18 protein-coding genes and 1 tRNA gene are annotated in these 15,246 nt (G+C 68.8%); 14 read left to right on the top strand and 5 right to left on the bottom strand.

Annotated elements, in window-relative coordinates; genetic code table 11:
* The coding region (locus MO1_RS10420; protein WP_082724409.1) for an APC family permease at positions 1-888 on the bottom strand (888 nt) is incomplete at its 3' end.
* Positions 889-950: 62 nt separating this feature from the next.
* Here MO1_RS10420 and MO1_RS10425 point away from each other — a divergent pair.
* The 9 genes from MO1_RS10425 (at position 951) to MO1_RS10465 (ending at position 8,345) form a co-directional block, all read left to right on the top strand.
* Entirely contained in the window at positions 951-1,307 is a 357-nt protein-coding gene (locus tag MO1_RS10425; RefSeq protein WP_036312270.1) for a GntR family transcriptional regulator, read from the top strand.
* Positions 1,297-2,304 (top strand): DUF1648 domain-containing protein, encoded by a 1,008-nt coding sequence (locus MO1_RS10430; RefSeq protein ID WP_060915997.1) that lies wholly within the window; start codon positions 1,297-1,299, stop codon positions 2,302-2,304. The genes MO1_RS10425 and MO1_RS10430 overlap by 11 nt, the downstream gene beginning before the upstream one ends.
* Before the next feature lie 8 nt (positions 2,305-2,312).
* Complete coding sequence (locus MO1_RS10435; RefSeq protein WP_036312274.1) at positions 2,313-2,993, top strand: O-methyltransferase; 681 nt, start codon at positions 2,313-2,315, stop codon at positions 2,991-2,993.
* A gap of 94 nt (positions 2,994-3,087) precedes the next feature.
* The gene (gene eno, locus MO1_RS10440; protein ID WP_036312275.1) at positions 3,088-4,368 is read left to right on the top strand and encodes a phosphopyruvate hydratase; all 1,281 of its coding nucleotides are present in this window, start codon (positions 3,088-3,090) and stop codon (positions 4,366-4,368) included.
* Between the two features lie 76 nt (positions 4,369-4,444).
* The gene (locus MO1_RS10445) at positions 4,445-4,921 is read left to right on the top strand and encodes an FtsB family cell division protein (RefSeq protein WP_235186126.1); all 477 of its coding nucleotides are present in this window, start codon (positions 4,445-4,447) and stop codon (positions 4,919-4,921) included.
* 87 nt (positions 4,922-5,008) lie between these two features.
* On the top strand, positions 5,009-5,479 hold the full coding sequence (locus MO1_RS10450) for a DUF501 domain-containing protein (protein WP_036312278.1): 471 nt from the start codon (positions 5,009-5,011) through the stop codon (positions 5,477-5,479).
* Positions 5,476-6,765 (top strand): S8 family serine peptidase, encoded by a 1,290-nt coding sequence (locus MO1_RS10455; protein WP_060916052.1) that lies wholly within the window; start codon positions 5,476-5,478, stop codon positions 6,763-6,765. The genes MO1_RS10450 and MO1_RS10455 overlap by 4 nt, the downstream gene beginning before the upstream one ends.
* A 32-nt stretch (positions 6,766-6,797) precedes the next feature.
* A complete protein-coding gene (locus tag MO1_RS10460) occupies positions 6,798-8,192 on the top strand; it encodes an NAD(P)/FAD-dependent oxidoreductase (protein WP_060915998.1) in 1,395 nt (464 codons plus the stop codon).
* A gap of 80 nt (positions 8,193-8,272) precedes the next feature.
* Positions 8,273-8,345 (top strand) — tRNA-Leu (locus MO1_RS10465).
* 5 nt (positions 8,346-8,350) lie between these two features.
* Here the strand turns inward: MO1_RS10465 and MO1_RS10470 are convergent.
* Positions 8,351-9,163: a hypothetical protein gene (locus MO1_RS10470; RefSeq protein WP_060915999.1), complete on the bottom strand. Its 813-nt coding sequence runs from the start codon at positions 9,161-9,163 to the stop codon at positions 8,351-8,353.
* Positions 9,164-9,275: 112 nt separating this feature from the next.
* On the opposite strand from MO1_RS10470, the gene MO1_RS10475 reads away from it, so the two are divergent.
* Genes MO1_RS10475 through ilvA form a run of 3 tightly spaced genes read left to right on the top strand, consistent with a single transcriptional unit; the run spans position 9,276 to position 12,311 of the window.
* Positions 9,276-9,842 carry a LemA family protein gene (locus MO1_RS10475; protein ID WP_060916000.1) on the top strand — a complete coding sequence of 189 codons (567 nt, stop codon included), beginning with the start codon at positions 9,276-9,278 and terminating at the stop codon, positions 9,840-9,842.
* Between the two features lie 40 nt (positions 9,843-9,882).
* Positions 9,883-11,067 carry an AI-2E family transporter gene (locus MO1_RS10480; RefSeq protein WP_036312286.1) on the top strand — a complete coding sequence of 395 codons (1,185 nt, stop codon included), beginning with the start codon at positions 9,883-9,885 and terminating at the stop codon, positions 11,065-11,067.
* A complete protein-coding gene (gene ilvA / locus MO1_RS10485; protein ID WP_036312287.1) occupies positions 11,064-12,311 on the top strand; it encodes a threonine ammonia-lyase in 1,248 nt (415 codons plus the stop codon). Before MO1_RS10480 ends, ilvA begins: the two co-directional genes overlap by 4 nt.
* Before the next feature lie 31 nt (positions 12,312-12,342).
* Here the strand turns inward: ilvA and greA are convergent, their stop codons facing one another.
* Both greA and MO1_RS10495 read right to left on the bottom strand, forming a co-directional pair.
* A complete protein-coding gene (gene greA / locus MO1_RS10490) occupies positions 12,343-12,822 on the bottom strand; it encodes a transcription elongation factor GreA (protein WP_036312289.1) in 480 nt (159 codons plus the stop codon).
* Positions 12,823-12,893: 71 nt separating this feature from the next.
* Positions 12,894-13,298 carry a DUF4307 domain-containing protein gene (locus MO1_RS10495; protein ID WP_060916001.1) on the bottom strand — a complete coding sequence of 135 codons (405 nt, stop codon included), beginning with the start codon at positions 13,296-13,298 and terminating at the stop codon, positions 12,894-12,896.
* Between the two features lie 60 nt (positions 13,299-13,358).
* On the opposite strand from MO1_RS10495, the gene MO1_RS10500 reads away from it, so the two are divergent.
* Complete coding sequence (locus tag MO1_RS10500) at positions 13,359-13,646, top strand: hypothetical protein (RefSeq protein ID WP_060916002.1); 288 nt, start codon at positions 13,359-13,361, stop codon at positions 13,644-13,646.
* Here the strand turns inward: MO1_RS10500 and trhA are convergent.
* On the bottom strand, positions 13,618-14,322 hold the full coding sequence (gene trhA, locus MO1_RS10505; protein ID WP_036312295.1) for a PAQR family membrane homeostasis protein TrhA: 705 nt from the start codon (positions 14,320-14,322) through the stop codon (positions 13,618-13,620). The genes MO1_RS10500 and trhA overlap by 29 nt on opposite strands.
* Positions 14,323-14,441: 119 nt before the next feature.
* On the opposite strand from trhA, the gene MO1_RS10510 reads away from it, so the two are divergent.
* The gene (locus tag MO1_RS10510) at positions 14,442-15,227 is read left to right on the top strand and encodes an isoprenyl transferase (RefSeq protein ID WP_036312297.1); all 786 of its coding nucleotides are present in this window, start codon (positions 14,442-14,444) and stop codon (positions 15,225-15,227) included.
* Positions 15,228-15,246 lie beyond the last annotated feature (19 nt).

The following is a 15,246-nucleotide window of genomic DNA, read 5'->3' on the forward strand; positions in this document are numbered from 1 at the left end:
CGCGAACGAGGTTCGACCTATCCCCGCGATGAGAGCGAGAAGGGCGCCGAGGGATCCCGCTGCGGCGCCGATCCGGACGAGTGGCGCGCCGGCATCCCACCCCGCGGCGAGCACGACGTCGACGAGGGGCGCGGGGGAGGCGGCGAGACCGTCGGGGCCGAGGGTGCGGAGCGCGACGACACCGATGACGGCATAGACGATGAGCGCTCCGGTGAAGGCGAGGATGATCGCGCGGGGGATGGTTCGCGCGGGGTCGCGCACCTCCTCTCCGAGCGTCGCGATGCGGGCATAGCCGGCGAAGGCGAAGAACAGCAGCCCTGCCGCTTGGAGGATGCCGACAGGCCCCGCGCCGAGAACGCCGTCGCTCCACGTCGCGGTCCCGGCGCGGGGGGCGGCGAATCCCACGACGGCGACGACGGCGAGCACCACGAGGACGATGGCGATGAGGACACGGGCGAGCTGAGCCGTACGGGTGATGCCGAAGAGGTTGACGGCGCCGAGGGCGAGGGCTGCCGCTGCGGCGAGCGGTCGCTCCCATCCGGCGGGAGCGACGTAGGCGGCGAAGGTGAGAGCCATCGCCGCGCAGCTCGCTGTCTTTCCGATCACGAAGCCCCATCCCGCGAGGAATCCCCACCACGGGCCGAGCTCGGCGCGGCCGTAGGCATACACACCGCCGGATGTCGGATGAACCGCGGCGAGCTGCGCCGTGGAGGTGGCATTGCCGAATGCCACGACGGCTGCGATCCCGAGCCCGAAGAGCAGGCCCGTCCCCGCGGCCTGCGCAGCGGGCGCGAAAGCCGCGAAGACGCCGGCGCCGATCATCGCACCGAGACCGATCACGACGGCGTCGCCGAGGCCGAGTCGGCGGGCGAGGGTGGGGATGGACACGGCGAGAGCGTACCCAACTCGTCGAAACACTCCGATAGTTATAGTTGCACTATAATTAGTGCATGTTGATCCGCGTCGACCCTCAGAGCACGGTGCCCCTGTTCGCGCAGATCGCCGACGCGCTGCGTACCGAGATCACTGGTGGTCGGCTTGTGGCCGGCGAGCGGATTCCGTCGGCGAGAGAAGTTGCCGAGGCGCTCCAGGTGAACCTCCACACCGTGCTCCACGCCTACCAGGACCTCCGTGATGAAGGCTTGATCGACCTCCGCCGCGGTCGTGGCGCCGTCGTCACCTCGACCGGTGCCGCTCTCGCCGGGCTGCAGGCGGAGATCACCGCCCTCGTCGACAAAGCACGATCCCTGGGCGTCTCGCCCGACACCCTGTCCGCTCTCGTCAAGGAGGCCGCTCGTGATCACTGACACCCCCGCCGTCGTCCGTCGCCAATTCACCCTCACCGCGCTCGTGCTCCCGGCGATCGTGTCGCTCGTGTCCTTGATCGTGCAGGGAATCCTCCTGCCGCAGCTCCCCGAGACCATCGCGACCCACTGGGCGTGGAACGGAACGCCCGACGGTGTCGGCCCCGCGTGGACGATGCTGCTCACGACTCTCCTCATCGGCCTCGGCATCCCGGCAGCGATCTTCGCAATGGGCCGCAGCGGCCTCCGCCGCGGTGATCACGGTGCGGGGTACCGATCGCTCGGAGCCGTCGCACTCTCGGTCGCCGTCCTCATCGGCGGGCTCGGCGTGGCGACCCTCGGCATCCAGCTCGGCCGGACGGACGCCGCGGCCACCCTGCCCCCGCTCCTTCTGCCGGGCGTGCTCGTCGCCGCGCTCGCCGCCGGCATCGTGGGGTGGATGCTGCAGCCGCACGTGCCGTGGCAGCCCACCGCGTCGAGCAGCTCCGCCGACGTCCCCGTGCGACCGGGGGAGCGCGTCGTCTGGCTTCAGGGCGTCTCCCTCGCTCGCGGCGGCATCGTCGTCTTGTCGATCGCCCTGATGATCGGCGTGGCCGTCGGCGTTCCCGTCGTCCTCCTCGCCGACCCGGCAGCCTCGTGGGTCTCGCTCGGCGTCGTTGTCCTGCTGGTGATGATCCTCGTGACGACTGTCCGCTTCCACATCCGGGTCGACCCCGACGGGCTGACCGCCGTGTCGGCCGTGGGGTGGCCGCGCATCCACGTCCCCATCGCGGACGTCGCCGCCGCAGAGGTCGTGGAGGTTTCGCCGATGGGGGAGTTCGGGGGATGGGGCATCCGCTGGTCCTCGCAGGGAAAAGGGCTCGTGCTCCGGACCGGCGAAGGCGTGCGCGTCCAACGTCGCGACGGGCGCACGCTCACCGTGACGGTCGACGACGCGGCCACGGCCGCGGGACTCCTCAATGCCTACGCGTCGTTGACGCCCGGACCGCGGCGCGATTGAGTGGCCGCATGGCTCATCCCGCACCGCACGAACCGACCTCCGACCGGTGGAGCGCCGTCGACGCGTACCTGACGAGCACCCTCGTCACCCACGACGACGCCCTCACCGCGTCGATCGACTCGCTCACGGAAGAGGGGATGCCGGAGATCGAGGTGTCCCCGCTGACGGGCAAGCTCCTGCACCTGCTGGCGCGGCTGGCCGGTGCGCACCGTGTTCTGGAGATCGGCACGCTAGGTGCGTACTCCACCATCTGGCTCGCCCGCGCCCTTCCCGACGGTGGTCGCGTCGTGACGATCGAGGCCGAGCCCCACAACGCGGCCGTCGCGCGTCGGAACCTCGAGCGCGCCGGCGTCGCCGATCGGGTGGAGGTGCGCGAGGGGCGCGGTGAGGACGTGCTCCCGACCCTGTCGGGCACGGAGCCCTTCGACTTCGTCTTCATCGACGCCGACAAGGAGTCGAACACCCTCTACCTCGACTGGGCCGCCCGCCTCGGCAGGCCCGGCACCGTCGTCGTCGTCGACAACATCGTCCGGTCGGGTCACGTCGTGGAGACGGATGCCGGAGCCCAGATCGACGGTGTCCGTGCGGGGCTCGAGATGCTCCAGGGCGACCCGCGGTTCGACGCGACGGCGCTGCAGACGCTCGACCGCAAGGGCTGGGACGGCATCGCGATCGCGCTTCTCGTGTGACGCCCGGTCCTGTGCGGCATCCCTCGCCTCACTAGACTCGACCACGGACCGACGACGCTCCCGTTCCATCCTCCACAAGCAAGGAGAAACCCCCGTGGCATTGATCGATGCAGTAGGCGCACGCGAGATCCTGGATTCGCGCGGCAACCCGACCGTCGAGGTGGAGGTCCTGCTCGACGACGGGATCGTCCAGCGCGCAGCCGTTCCCTCCGGCGCCTCCACCGGCGCCTTCGAGGCGTACGAGCTCCGCGACGGCGACAAGAACCGCTACGGCGGCAAGGGCGTGCTGAAGGCCGTCAACGCCGTCATCGACGAGCTGGGACCTGCGATCGAGGGCATTGATGCCAGCGAGCAGCGCGTCATCGACGAGATCCTCATCGCGACCGACGGCACCGAGAACAAGTCGCGCACCGGCGCGAACGCCATTCTCGGCGTCTCGCTCGCCGTCGCGAAGGCCGCCGCTGACAGCGCCGACCTGCCGCTCTACCGTTACCTCGGCGGCCCGAACGCACGCGTTCTGCCCGTGCCGCTGTTCAACGTCATCAACGGCGGCTCGCACGCCGACAACGGCATCGACATGCAGGAGTTCTTCCTTGCGCCCATCGGCGCCGAGTCGTTCTCCGAGTCGCTTCGCTGGGGTGCCGAGGTCTACCAGGTCCTGAAGAAGGAACTGCAGGCGGCCGGTTACGCGACCGGCCTGGGCGACGAGGGCGGCTTCGCCCCCGACCTCCCCAGCAACCGGGAGGGCCTCGACTTCCTGGTGAAGGCGATCGAGAAGGCCGGGTTCACCCCGGGCTCGGAGATCGCCCTCGGTCTCGATGTCGCCGCCACCGAGTTCTTCAACGACGGTGTCTACCGCCTCGAGAACAAGGACTGGACCGCCGAGCAGCTCGTCGACTACTACGCCGACCTCGTCGACTCGTTCCCGATCGTCACGATCGAGGACGCCCTGGCGGAGGACGACTGGGACAACTGGACCGCCCTCACGGAGCGCCTCGGCAAGAAGGTGCAGCTCGTCGGCGACGACCTGTTCGTCACCAACCCGCAGCGCCTGTCCGACGGCATCAAGCGGGGCGCGGCGAACTCGCTCCTCGTCAAGGTGAACCAGATCGGCACGCTCAGCGAGACGCTCGACGCGATCGAGGTCGCGCACCGCGCCGGCTACACCACGATGCTCTCGCACCGTTCGGGCGAGACCGAAGACACCACGATCGCCGACCTCGCGGTCGCGGTGAACTCGGGGCAGATCAAGTCGGGCGCGCCCGCTCGCAGCGAGCGCGTCGCGAAGTACAATCAGCTTCTGCGCATCGAGGAAGACCTCGGCGAAGCCGCGGAGTTCATCGGCGCTGCTGCCTTCCCGCGCTTCAGCGCCTGACACAGCAAGAACGCGTCAGCACGGAGATCTAACGAGAGGGGGAGCCATGGACAGACCATCGGCTCCCCCTTCTCGTGTGTCCCGATCTCCTCGTCGCGACGGATCGGCTCCGCGGGCAGGCCGCCGTGTCGACGTGCGCGACTGGGTCGGCGGCATCCGGATGTCGGGGTTCATGGCGATCATGCTCGGTCTCGTCATCCTCGCCGCACTCGTCCTCGTTCCGACGATCGGCACCTACGTCGACCAGCGCCAGCAGATCGCGGCGTTGAAGCACGACGTGCAGGCGACAGAGGACGACATCTCGCAGCTCACGACCGAGCGCGAGCGGTGGCGGGATGAGGCGTACATCGTCGCCCAAGCACGCGAGCGCCTGTACTACCGCCGCCCCGGCGAAGTGGTCTACCTCGTCGCCGACGACCGCCCGTCGGACGCGATCGAGCCGCAGCAGCGCCCCGTCAGCGGGAGCGTCCAGGAGACGCACCGCGACTGGATGACGCAGTTCCTCCGCTCGGTGACCGAGGCGGGACTCGCCAAGACCGTCGCCCCGGGCTGACGCCCAGCCCCCGCGCACATCGCCGGGTACCCTTGAGCGGTGCCCCATCCGACACTCTCGCCCGCGTCAGCCGCCGATCACGACACCATGCGCGAGCAGCTCGGTCGGCCCATGCGCGGCGTCGTCGGCATCGCGGCGCGTTGCGTCTGCGGGAACCCGACGGTCGTGGCGACCGAGCCGCGCCTGCCCGACGGCACCCCGTTCCCGACGTTCTACTATCTGACGCATCCCGGCGCGACAGCCGCCATGTCCGCCCTCGAAGCCACACAGGTCATGCGTGAGCTCAACGACGACCTGGCGGAGGATGAGGAGCTGGCCGCGTCCTACGGGGCCGCCCACGCTGCCTATCTCGCCGACCGCGACGTCCACGGCACCGTCCCGGAGATCGCGGGCGTCTCCGCGGGTGGGATGCCCACCCGCGTGAAATGCTTGCACGCTCTGGCCGCGCACTCGCTGGCGGCCGGACCAGGTGTCAACCCGATCGGCGACCTCGCTCTCGCACGCGGCACGTGGTCGCCGGATCGCTGCACGTGCGCGACACCCAGGACGACCGGATGAGGGGTGTCCGCGTCGCTCTCGCCGCCGCGATCGTCTTCCTCACTGCGGCGCTGACCGCGGCCGCACCTGCCCCGACGCCCACTCCCACCCCGGACCCGGTCGACCCGGTGCGGAACATGGAGTACTGGCTGAAGGAATACGGCATCTCCGACGCCTGGAAGACGACGAAGGGGGCCGGCACGACCATCGCGGTGATCGACACCGGGATCGGGCGCGGTCCGAAAGAGCTCGACGGAGCTGTCGTGGGCGGTGCCGACTTCTCCGGAGTGGGCAAGGCCGACGGCAGAGCGCCCGTCGGCGACAGCGACCGCAACCACGGCAGCTGGGTCGCGTCGCTCGCCGCCGGACGCGGCACGGCCGCAGACAAGGGGATGATCGGCGTCGCGCCCGAGGCCGACCTGTTGTCGCTCTCCATCGGTTTCGGTGACAACGCGAGCGTTCCCTTCGTCGACCAGGTGGCCGAAGCGATCCGGTGGGCCGTCGACCACGGCGCCGACGTCATCAACCTGTCCTTCACGACGAACACGCTCGACTGGGACCCGTCGTGGGATGACGCCTTCCTCTACGCGTTCGACCACGACGTGGTCGTGGTCGTCGCCGCCGGCAACCGCGAAAGCGGCACCGAGGAGGTCGGCGCTCCGGCGACGATCCCCGGTGTCCTCACCGTCGGCGGCGTCGATCGCGAGGGTCGCGCCAGCAACACGGCATCCACTCAAGGCATCACGATCGGCATCTCCGCGCCCAGCGAGGAGCTGCTGGGTGTCTCCGCCAACGGCGATCTCGTCATCTGGGATGGGACGAGCGGCGCCGCTCCGATCGTGGCCGGTGTCGCGGCTCTGGTTCGCTCCGCCCACCCCGAGCTGAGCGCGGGCAATGTCATCAACCGGCTGATCAAGACGGCGACCCCTTCGGACCGCGTGAAGAAGGTGCCCAGCGCGCTGTACGGATACGGCCTCATCAACGCCGCCAAAGCGGTGACCGCTTCCGTCCCCGCGGTCTCCGCCAACCCTGCGGATGACCTCCGGGAGTGGATCCGGCTGTACCGGCGCGCCGAGTCCTCTCCCGCGCCGAGCGCCACACCGACGCCGTTCACCGTCGCGCCGCTGCCCGAGGCCGAACCTCCGAGCGGGGCTGTGTCGCCGCTCCTGCCGAGCAGCGAGACACTTCGCTACGGCACGGTGCCGCTGGTCGTTCTGAGTCTGGGGACTATACTTATAGTGCTCGGGGTCACCGCTGCTGCCCGGCGCATCCGATCGGCGCGCACCCCGCGACCGCCGAGCCGTTGAATCAAGGAGCTCTTCCGACCGTGACTACCACTGTGCCCAAGATCCTCGTCGTCGGAGGCGGCTACGCAGGTTTCTACACCGCGTGGAAGCTCGAGAAGCACCTGCGCAAGGGTGAGGCCGAGGTCACGATCGTCGACCCGCTTCCCTACATGACGTACCAGCCCTTCCTCCCCGAGGTCGCAGCCGGGGAGATCGAAGCCCGCCACGTCGTGGTCGGTCTCCGTCGCCACCTCAAGCGCACCCGGGTCGTCATCGCCAAGATCACCGGGATCGACCACGCCACCAAGACGGCGACGATCACCCCCGAGGTCGGTGAGCCGTGGCAGGAGCAGTACGACCAGATCGTCGTCACGGCCGGTGCCGTCTCCCGCACCTTCCCGATTCCGGGTATCGCGGAGAACGCGATCGGCCTGAAGACGATCGAAGAGGCCGTCGCGATCCGCGACCGCATTCTCACGAACTTCGACCGCGCCGCCAGCCTCCCGCCCGGCCCCGAGCGCGAGCGTCTGCTGACGGTCGTCGTCGTCGGCGGTGGCTTCGCCGGTATCGAGGTGCTCGCCGAGACCCGCGCGTTCGCGAGCGCCCTGCTCAAGAGCTACCCGAACCTCACTTTCGACGAGACGCACTTCCACCTCATCGAGGCGATGGGCCGGATCATGCCCGAGGTGTCGCTGAAGACGAGCGAGTGGGTCCTCAAGGACCTCGCGAAGCGCGGCGCCTACGTGCACCTCGACACGCAGGTGAAGGGGGCCGTCGACAGCAATGTCGAGCTGTCCACCGGTGTCGTCATTCCGACCGACCTGATCATCTGGACCGCCGGTGTCATGGCGAACCCGACCGTCGTCCGCGGCGGTGACCTCCCCGTGGAGGAGCGTGGTCGCATCCAGACTCGTGCCGACCTCCGTGTCGGAACCCCCGAGGACTTCGTCGAGGGCGCCTGGGCTGCCGGTGATGTCGCGGCCGTGCCCGATCTGACGGGTGGCGGCGTCGGCGGATTCTGCGTCCCCAACGCTCAGCACGCCGTCCGTCAGGGCAAGCTGCTGGCGAAGAACGTCGTCGCCGTGCTCCGAGGCGAGGACCCCAAGGAGTACTTCCACAAGAACCTCGGCGCCGTCGCAGGCCTGGGCCTCTACAACGGCGTGTTCCAGTCCGGCAAGCTCGCCCTCAAGGGCTTCATCGCCTGGATCGCGCACCGCGGCTACCACGGGCTCGCCATGCCGACCTTCGAGCGCAAGTTCCGGGTCGTGGGCGACTGGTGGCAGAACTTCTGGCTCGGGCGCGACAACGTCTCGACGGAGACGCTGCAGAACCCGCGCCGGGTCTTCGAGGAGTTCGCCGCGCGCCCGCGTCCGGCCGCTCCCGAGACGCCGCCGATCGACCCGAAGTCCGTCGCTGCGGAGAAGACCGGCAAGGTCGCCGCGAGCTGACCCGTCCTGTCGACACGACCCCCACCCGGCGCGAGCCGCGTGGGGGTCGTTCGCGTGATCGCCGGATACCCTGGCCACAAGCCCCCATAGCCCAATGGCAGAGGCAGGCGACTTAAAATCGCTTCAGTCTGGGTTCGAGTCCCAGTGGGGGTACGGCGTCAGGCGGCGAGGATGCTGGGCGGATCGGCGTCCCGCCACCGTTCGACCGTCTGTGTCATCCAGAACACGGCGAACGCCGTGAGTGCGACCGCCTCGCCGATCAGCACGCCGATGGTGTCCGGGTCGGCGATCACGGAGACGATGGCCAGGATCAGCGCGATCGTGATGACGACGGAGACCGCCGCGTAGATCCCCCGATAGACCGGACCCGGACGGGCGTCCCTGCTGAAGACGCTCACGAGCGGGATAGCGGCGAACATCACGAAGAAGCAGACGGTCGCGACGAGGTGCATGTTCACGCCCCCGGGGAAGGGGAACTGTCCGGCCACTCCCGGCGCGAAAGCCAGCACGCCCAGCGCCGCGGCGGTGACGGTCGCGATCCCCCCGACGATCCCGACCCGACGCCAGGCGGTCTCGCCTCGGGACGCGAGCACCATGCTGAGCGCGACGAGAGCCGCGACCATCACGATATACACCCCCACGCCGTTCCGGACGGTGGCGAGGACGTCCTCGGGGACGACCGGCCTCCCGCGGTATCCGGTGGGGACGATCGCGATGAGTGGAGCGAACACGGCGGCGATGTCGAGCATGATTGATTCCGCATCGCGACCCGAGAGCGCGAGGAGCGCGACGGCAGCCGCGACGAGACCGCCGACGAAGACGCCGCGAGCGGGGGAGTAGAAGTAGTCGCTGATCGATGGCAGGGGCACCCACCCGGCCTGGGCCAACTCGACGAGAACGGATGCCGCCAGGGCCACCACGATCCCGACGAGGGCGAGGCGGAGAGAACGATGCGTGCGCAGACCCGTCACACGTGCGACCCTACAAGCCGGTCCCCGTGTGCAACGGCTGGGAACAGACGCGCGGTGTCCGCACGCGCGACGTCCACGTCGTTAGGATGAGGAGGCTATCGATCGGAGATCCATGGAATACCTCATCCCGGTCCTCGTGGTCGTCGCCCTCATCGTCATCGTCGGCGTCTACCTCTGGGCCACGTACAACTCCCTCGTCGCCCTGGCTGTGCGGGTGGATGAGGCGTGGAGCGACATCACGGTGCAGCTCAAGCGACGCGCTGACCTGTTGCCGAACCTCATCGAGACGGTCAAGGGCTACGCGGCCCACGAGAAGGCCGTGTTCGAGAACGTCACCCATGCACGTGCGGAGACGTTGACCGCGACGACCCCGGCAGATGCGGGCGTCGCCGAGGGGCACATGCAGCAGGCGTTGAAGTCGCTGTTCGCCGTCGCTGAGGCCTACCCCCAGCTGCAGGCGAGCCAGAACTTCCTCCAGCTGCAGCAGGCCGTCGTCGACACCGAGGACAAGATCCAGGCCTCCCGGCGCTTTTACAACGGCGGCGTGCGGGAAGTGAACACCAAGATCAAGGTGTTCCCGAACAACCTCTTCGCCCGGCGCCTCGGGTTCGGCGAGCGGGAGTTCTTCGAGGTCGTGGACGGCGCAGCGATCGCCGAGCCGCCGCGGATCCAGTTCTGACGTCGCTGCCTCGGATAGCCGGGCGTCCTAGGATGGCCCAGTGAGCGGTACAGACGACAAGTCCCGGAACGGGTTCTTCGATTCCCTCCGCGCCCGCACGGTGTCCACGGACGTCTCGGGCACGGTTCCGCGCGGTCTGAAGGTCGCGACGGCCTATGCGTGGCGCTTCCTCGTACTGGCTGCGGCGATCGCCGTCATCATCTGGATCGTCATCCAACTGCGGCTGCTCATCATCCCGCTGCTGGCCGCCATCCTCATCACCGCTCTCGTGTGGCCGCTGTTCACACTCCTGCTGCGGCGGTTGCCGCGATGGTTGTCGCTGATCCTCACGCTGCTGCTGACGATCGCGGTGATCGGTGGCCTCCTGTGGGTGGCGATCTGGCAGATCACCCGGGACGCGGCATCCGTGCGGGATCGCACCGTCGCGGGCATCGGACAGTTCCGCGACTACCTCATCGACGGACCCCTGCATCTCACCGGTCGGGAGATCGACGACGGAGTGCGCCAGGCCTTCGGTCTGGTGCAGGAGCAGGCCCAGCTGCTCTGGTCGGGGGCGCTGGCGATCGGCTCCACGCTCGGTCACGTGGCCACCGGCATCCTGCTCACCCTCTTCATCCTCATCTGCGTCCTCGCCGACGGCGGCGGGATCTGGCGCTGGGTCGTCCGACTGTTCCCGAAGCGTGCACGGGCCGCGGTCGACGGAGCCGGTCGCGCCGGGTGGCGGACCGTCATCACGTATGCGCGGACGCAGCTCCTGGTCGCGACGATCGACGCGATCGGCATCGGAGTCGGTGCGGCTCTTCTCGGTGTCCCGCTCGCGGCGCCGATCGGCGTGCTCGTCTTCCTCGGCGCGTTCATCCCCTTCGTGGGTGCGGTCCTCACGGGCGCCCTCGCCGTCTTCCTCGCCCTTGTCTACAACGGGCCATGGATCGCGCTCTGGATGCTCGTCATCGTGCTCGGTGTGCAGCAGATCGAGGGCCACATCCTGCAACCGCTGCTCATGGGCGCGGCCGTCAAGGTCCACCCGCTCGCCGTCGTTCTCGCCGTCGCGGGTGGCGCCATGATCGCCGGCATCGCGGGCGCGGTGTTCGCCGTCCCCATGGCCGCGTTCGTGAACGTCGTCTGGCTCTATCTTTCGCGGCGAGGCTGGGAACGACCGGTCGATCCCGGACCGGATGATCTGATCTGGAGCACCGTGCCGCGAAACAGGAGGATGACCGCGTGAGCGAACAGGCGAAGATCGCCGCCCCGACCCTGGCGGAGTTCGAGGCCGCCGCCGTGGAGCTTGCCGGCGTCGTCTCGCGGACCCCCGTCGAGGACTCGGAATTCCTCTCCAGCGTTCTGGGCGCCCCCGTCCACCTGAAGCTCGAGAACCTGCAGCGGACGGGGTCGTTCAAGATCCGCGGGGCCACGTACCGCCTGTCACGGCTCACCGCGGAAGAGCGCGCTCGCGGCGTCGTGGCGGCGTCAGCGGGAAATCATGCGCAGGGCGTCGCGCTCGGCGCTCAGACCCTCGGCATCGCCGCGACCATCTTCATGCCCCTCGGGGTCCCGGTGCCCAAGCTCCTCGCGACGCGTGGCTACGGCGCCGATGTGATCCTCGAGGGCGCGACCTTCGAGACGCCGCTGCGGTTGGCGCAGGAGTTCGCCGAGCGAACCGGTGCGGTGTTCATTCCGCCGTACGACAACCACGACATCATCATCGGCCAGGGGACGCTCGGCCTCGAGCTGATGGATGAGATCCCGGGGCTCGAGACCATCGTCGTCGGCATCGGTGGGGGAGGCCTCGCGGCCGGCGTCGCGGCGGCCGTCAAGGCCCGCGCCGCGGCCGAGGGGCGCACCATCCGCGTCATCGGCGTGCAGGCCGAGAACTCCGCGGGCTACCCCGGCTCACTCATTGCCGGTCGGCCCCTCGATGCCGAGCACACGTCGCCCACCATTGCCGACGGAATCGCCGTCAAGCGGCCCGGGACGATCCCGTTCGACATCATCCGCGACCTCGTCGACGAGGTGGTCACCGTCAGCGACGACGACATCGCGCGCGCGATCCTCGTCCTCATCGAGCGCGCGAAGCAGGTCGTGGAGCCGGCCGGCGCCGTCGGCGTCGCCGCGATCCTCACGGGCAAGATCACTGCGTCAGGGCCGACCGCCGCCATCCTGTCGGGTGGCAACATCGACCCGCTCCTGCTGCAGCGTGTCGTCGCTCACGGGCTCGCGGCATCCGGCCGCTACATGACGCTCCAGGTCCCGTTGCCCGACCGGCCGGGTCAGCTCGCGCGGGTGTCGGAGCTGTTATCGGTCGTCGGGGCCAACGTCATCGAGGTCCTGCACACCCGGCACGGCCAGGGCCTGCAGATCAGCGAGGTGATCTTGCAGCTCAGCGTCGAGACGCGAGGAGAGGAGCACCGTGCCCAGGTGCTGGCGATCCTGCAGGATGCCGGCTACGCCCCCACGGTGGTCCCCAACTGAAGAGCCGAGTTCACCGGGTGGATTCCGCGGGTCACTGACCCGTGTACGTCTCGACCTTCACGATCTCGACGGCGATCTCGCGGCCGTTCGGTGCCGTGTAGCTCGTCTTCTCCCCCTCACGGAGACCGAGGATGGCCTCACCGAGCGGCGATGCCTCGCTGTAGACGTCGAGTTCGCTGTTGGCGCCGATCTCACGGTTGCCGAGCAGGAAGACCTCTTCTCCGCCGGCGACGACGGCGGTGACGACGGTGCCCGAGAGCACGGTGCCGTCGGACTCGGGGGCGACGCCCACCTTGGCGTCCTTCAAAAGCTGCTGCAGCGTGCGGATGCGGGCTTCCTGCTTGCCCTGCTCGTCCTTCGCCGCGTGGTAGCCGCCGTTCTCCTTGAGATCGCCCTCTTCGCGAGCGGACTCGATGCGCTTGGCGATCTCCTCGCGACCCGTCGTCGAGAGGTGCTCGAGTTCGGCGGCGAGGCGGTCGTAGGCCTCCTGGGTCAGGAACGTATCGGACACGTGATCTCCTGGTGCGGTCGAGGGGTAAGCCAAACGCCCCGGCAAGTCACCGGGGCGCGAGAATCTTCAGCTTAGAGGATCCAGCAGGAGCGGACAAAACCCGTCGTGGCCTCGGCGATCGTCGGGATCCGCTCCGTCACGGATCGGGTGTGATCGTCGGATGCCGTCAACTCGACGACCCTGAACCCGACGATCCCGTGCTCCGGGTCCTGTGCCTCGAGCGAGCAGGCCACCCGGGTGTCCGGCCGGATCGACACCTGGAAACGGACCTCGACGGCGTGCTCGTCGACGAGGGTGAATCCGGTGGTGTCGGCGTCCACAGTGTTGATCGCGTTCGCAACGGTCGACCATCCCAGCAGCCCGGTCGCGGCGACGGCGATGACGCCGACGAGGACCCATGACCAGCGACGAGATGCCGCCGACCGGGTGCGCCCGTACCGCTCGGCGAGCTTGCGGTCGACGTCGGTCAGGGTCATGCGGCATCCGTTCTAGGCTGGTATCCCAGGCTATTCGCTCTGGCTGAGGAATGAGGTCACATGCCGGATCTGCGATGGCTCGCAGCCACACCGTCCCCCACGCCCACGGGGCCTCCGGCCGAGTTGGTGACGCCCGGTGTCGCCGGTTTCATCGCGATTGCGGTCGTGGCGATCGTGATCGTCCTCCTCGCCATCGACATGCTCCGCCGCATCCGTCGTGCCCAGTACCGGACCGACGTCAACGAGATGCTCGACGCCGAAGAGGCCGCCGCCGCCCGCGGTGACGACAACCCGGACGACGGTGACGGACCGAGCGCCGTCAGCCCGGAAGGCCCAGCGAAGGGCTGAGCGGGGAGACCGAGATCAGCAGACATGCGGTCCAGTGGCAGAGGAAGGCCAGGACCGTGCAGACGTGGAAGATCTCGTGGAACCCGAAGTGTCCGGGCCAGGGGTTCGGCCGCTTCATCGCGTAAACGATCGCGCCGCCGGTGTAGAGCAGTCCGCCGACGACGACGAGCACCATCATGGTGACGCTGGCGCGGAGAAGGTCACCGAGGTACATGACCGCGGCCCAGCCGAGCAGGAGATACAGCGCGACGTAGAGCCACCGGGGCGCGTTGATCCAGAACACCCGGAAGAGGATGCCGACGAACGCCCCGGACCACACCAGCACCAGGAGCAGGGCGCCCTGCGACGGCGCGAGGGCGAGGGTGGCTATCGGCGTGTACGTTCCGGCGATCAGCAAGAGGATGTTGGCGTGATCAATACGCTTCAGCACCGACTTCGTCCGCGGGCCCCAATCGAACCGGTGGTAAAGCGCGGAGTTCCCGAACAGGAGGAGCGACGTCGCCATGAACACGGCGGCTGCCCACTTCGCGGGAGCTCCCTCGGCGAGCAGGATGAGCGCGATGCCCGCGATCAGAGCAACGGGGAAGGTTCCGGCGTGGATCCACCCGCGCCAGGTCGGTCTGATCTCCACCTGACTGTCGACGGCGGCCGCCTCGAGCAGGGGCAGCTGAGGCATTTCGGCTTCGTCATCGGAATGCGGTCGAGTCACGTCGTCGAGCCTACGCGCGCCGTCATACCGGGTGCTGAATACGCGTCTCTGCCATCTCTTCGTCTCGGCCGGAGTAGCGTATCCCTGTGACTCGCGCCCCCTCCACTCAAGGACGCGGACTGCTCTATCGGCTCTACAGCTCGAGGTTGCGGCGCGAGATCGAGGCGAGGACGGTCCCGCACCACGTCGCCATGATGATCGACGGCAATCGCCGCTGGGCGCGTCAGCTCGGCTACACGACCGTCTCGCACGGTCACCGAGCGGGCGCCGCCAAGATGCATGAGTTCCTTCGCTGGTGCGACGAACTCGGCATCCAGGTCGTCTCCCTGTACCTCCTCTCGAGCGACAACCTCGTCAAGCGCGATTCGCAGGAACTCACGGACCTCATCGAGATCATCGCCGACCTCGCCGAAACCCTGTCCCACGAGCCCGGGTGGCGCGTCAAGCACGTCGGCCGGGCGGAAGTCCTCCCGCCCGAGCTGGCGAGCAGCCTCCGGACGGTCGAGGAGAGGACACGGGAGAATACGGGCCTCCACGTGAACCTGGCCGTGGCCTACGGCGGGCGCGGTGAGATCGTCGACGCGGTGCGGAGCATCATCGCGAAGCACAACGACAAGGGCGGTTCGCTCGAGGAGCTCGCCGAGAGTCTCACACCCGAGCAGATCGGCGAGCACCTCTACACCGGAGGCCAGCCCGACCCCGACCTCGTCATCCGCACCTCGGGGGAGCAGCGCCTCAGTGACTTCCTCCTGTGGCAGTCGGCGCACAGCGAGTTCTACTTCGTGGAGGCCCTGGGCCCCGATCTCAGAGAAGTCGATTTCCTCCGGGCGATCCGTGACTTCGGCGACCGCGATCGGCGCTTCGGCAGCTGACCTCGCAGCGGGCGGATGC

The sequence above is a fragment of the Microbacterium oleivorans NBRC 103075 genome, assembly GCF_001552475.1.
Classification (GTDB): Bacteria; Actinomycetota; Actinomycetes; order Actinomycetales; family Microbacteriaceae; genus Microbacterium; species Microbacterium oleivorans.

Excerpts from the sequence above, each read along its gene's own strand:
- MO1_RS10425 (WP_036312270.1), top strand. The coding sequence starts at position 951 with ATGTTGATCCGCGTCGACCCTCAGAGCACGGTGCCCCTGTTCGCGCAG.
- MO1_RS10435 (WP_036312274.1), top strand. The coding sequence starts at position 2,313 with ATGGCTCATCCCGCACCGCACGAACCGACCTCCGACCGGTGGAGCGCC.
- MO1_RS10450 (WP_036312278.1), top strand. The coding sequence starts at position 5,009 with ATGCGCGAGCAGCTCGGTCGGCCCATGCGCGGCGTCGTCGGCATCGCG.
- MO1_RS10455 (WP_060916052.1), top strand. The coding sequence starts at position 5,476 with ATGAGGGGTGTCCGCGTCGCTCTCGCCGCCGCGATCGTCTTCCTCACT.
- MO1_RS10475 (WP_060916000.1), top strand. The coding sequence starts at position 9,276 with ATGGAATACCTCATCCCGGTCCTCGTGGTCGTCGCCCTCATCGTCATC.
- MO1_RS10495 (WP_060916001.1), bottom strand. The coding sequence starts at position 13,298 with ATGACCCTGACCGACGTCGACCGCAAGCTCGCCGAGCGGTACGGGCGC.
- MO1_RS10500 (WP_060916002.1), top strand. The coding sequence starts at position 13,359 with ATGCCGGATCTGCGATGGCTCGCAGCCACACCGTCCCCCACGCCCACG.
- trhA (WP_036312295.1), bottom strand. The coding sequence starts at position 14,322 with ATGCCTCAGCTGCCCCTGCTCGAGGCGGCCGCCGTCGACAGTCAGGTG.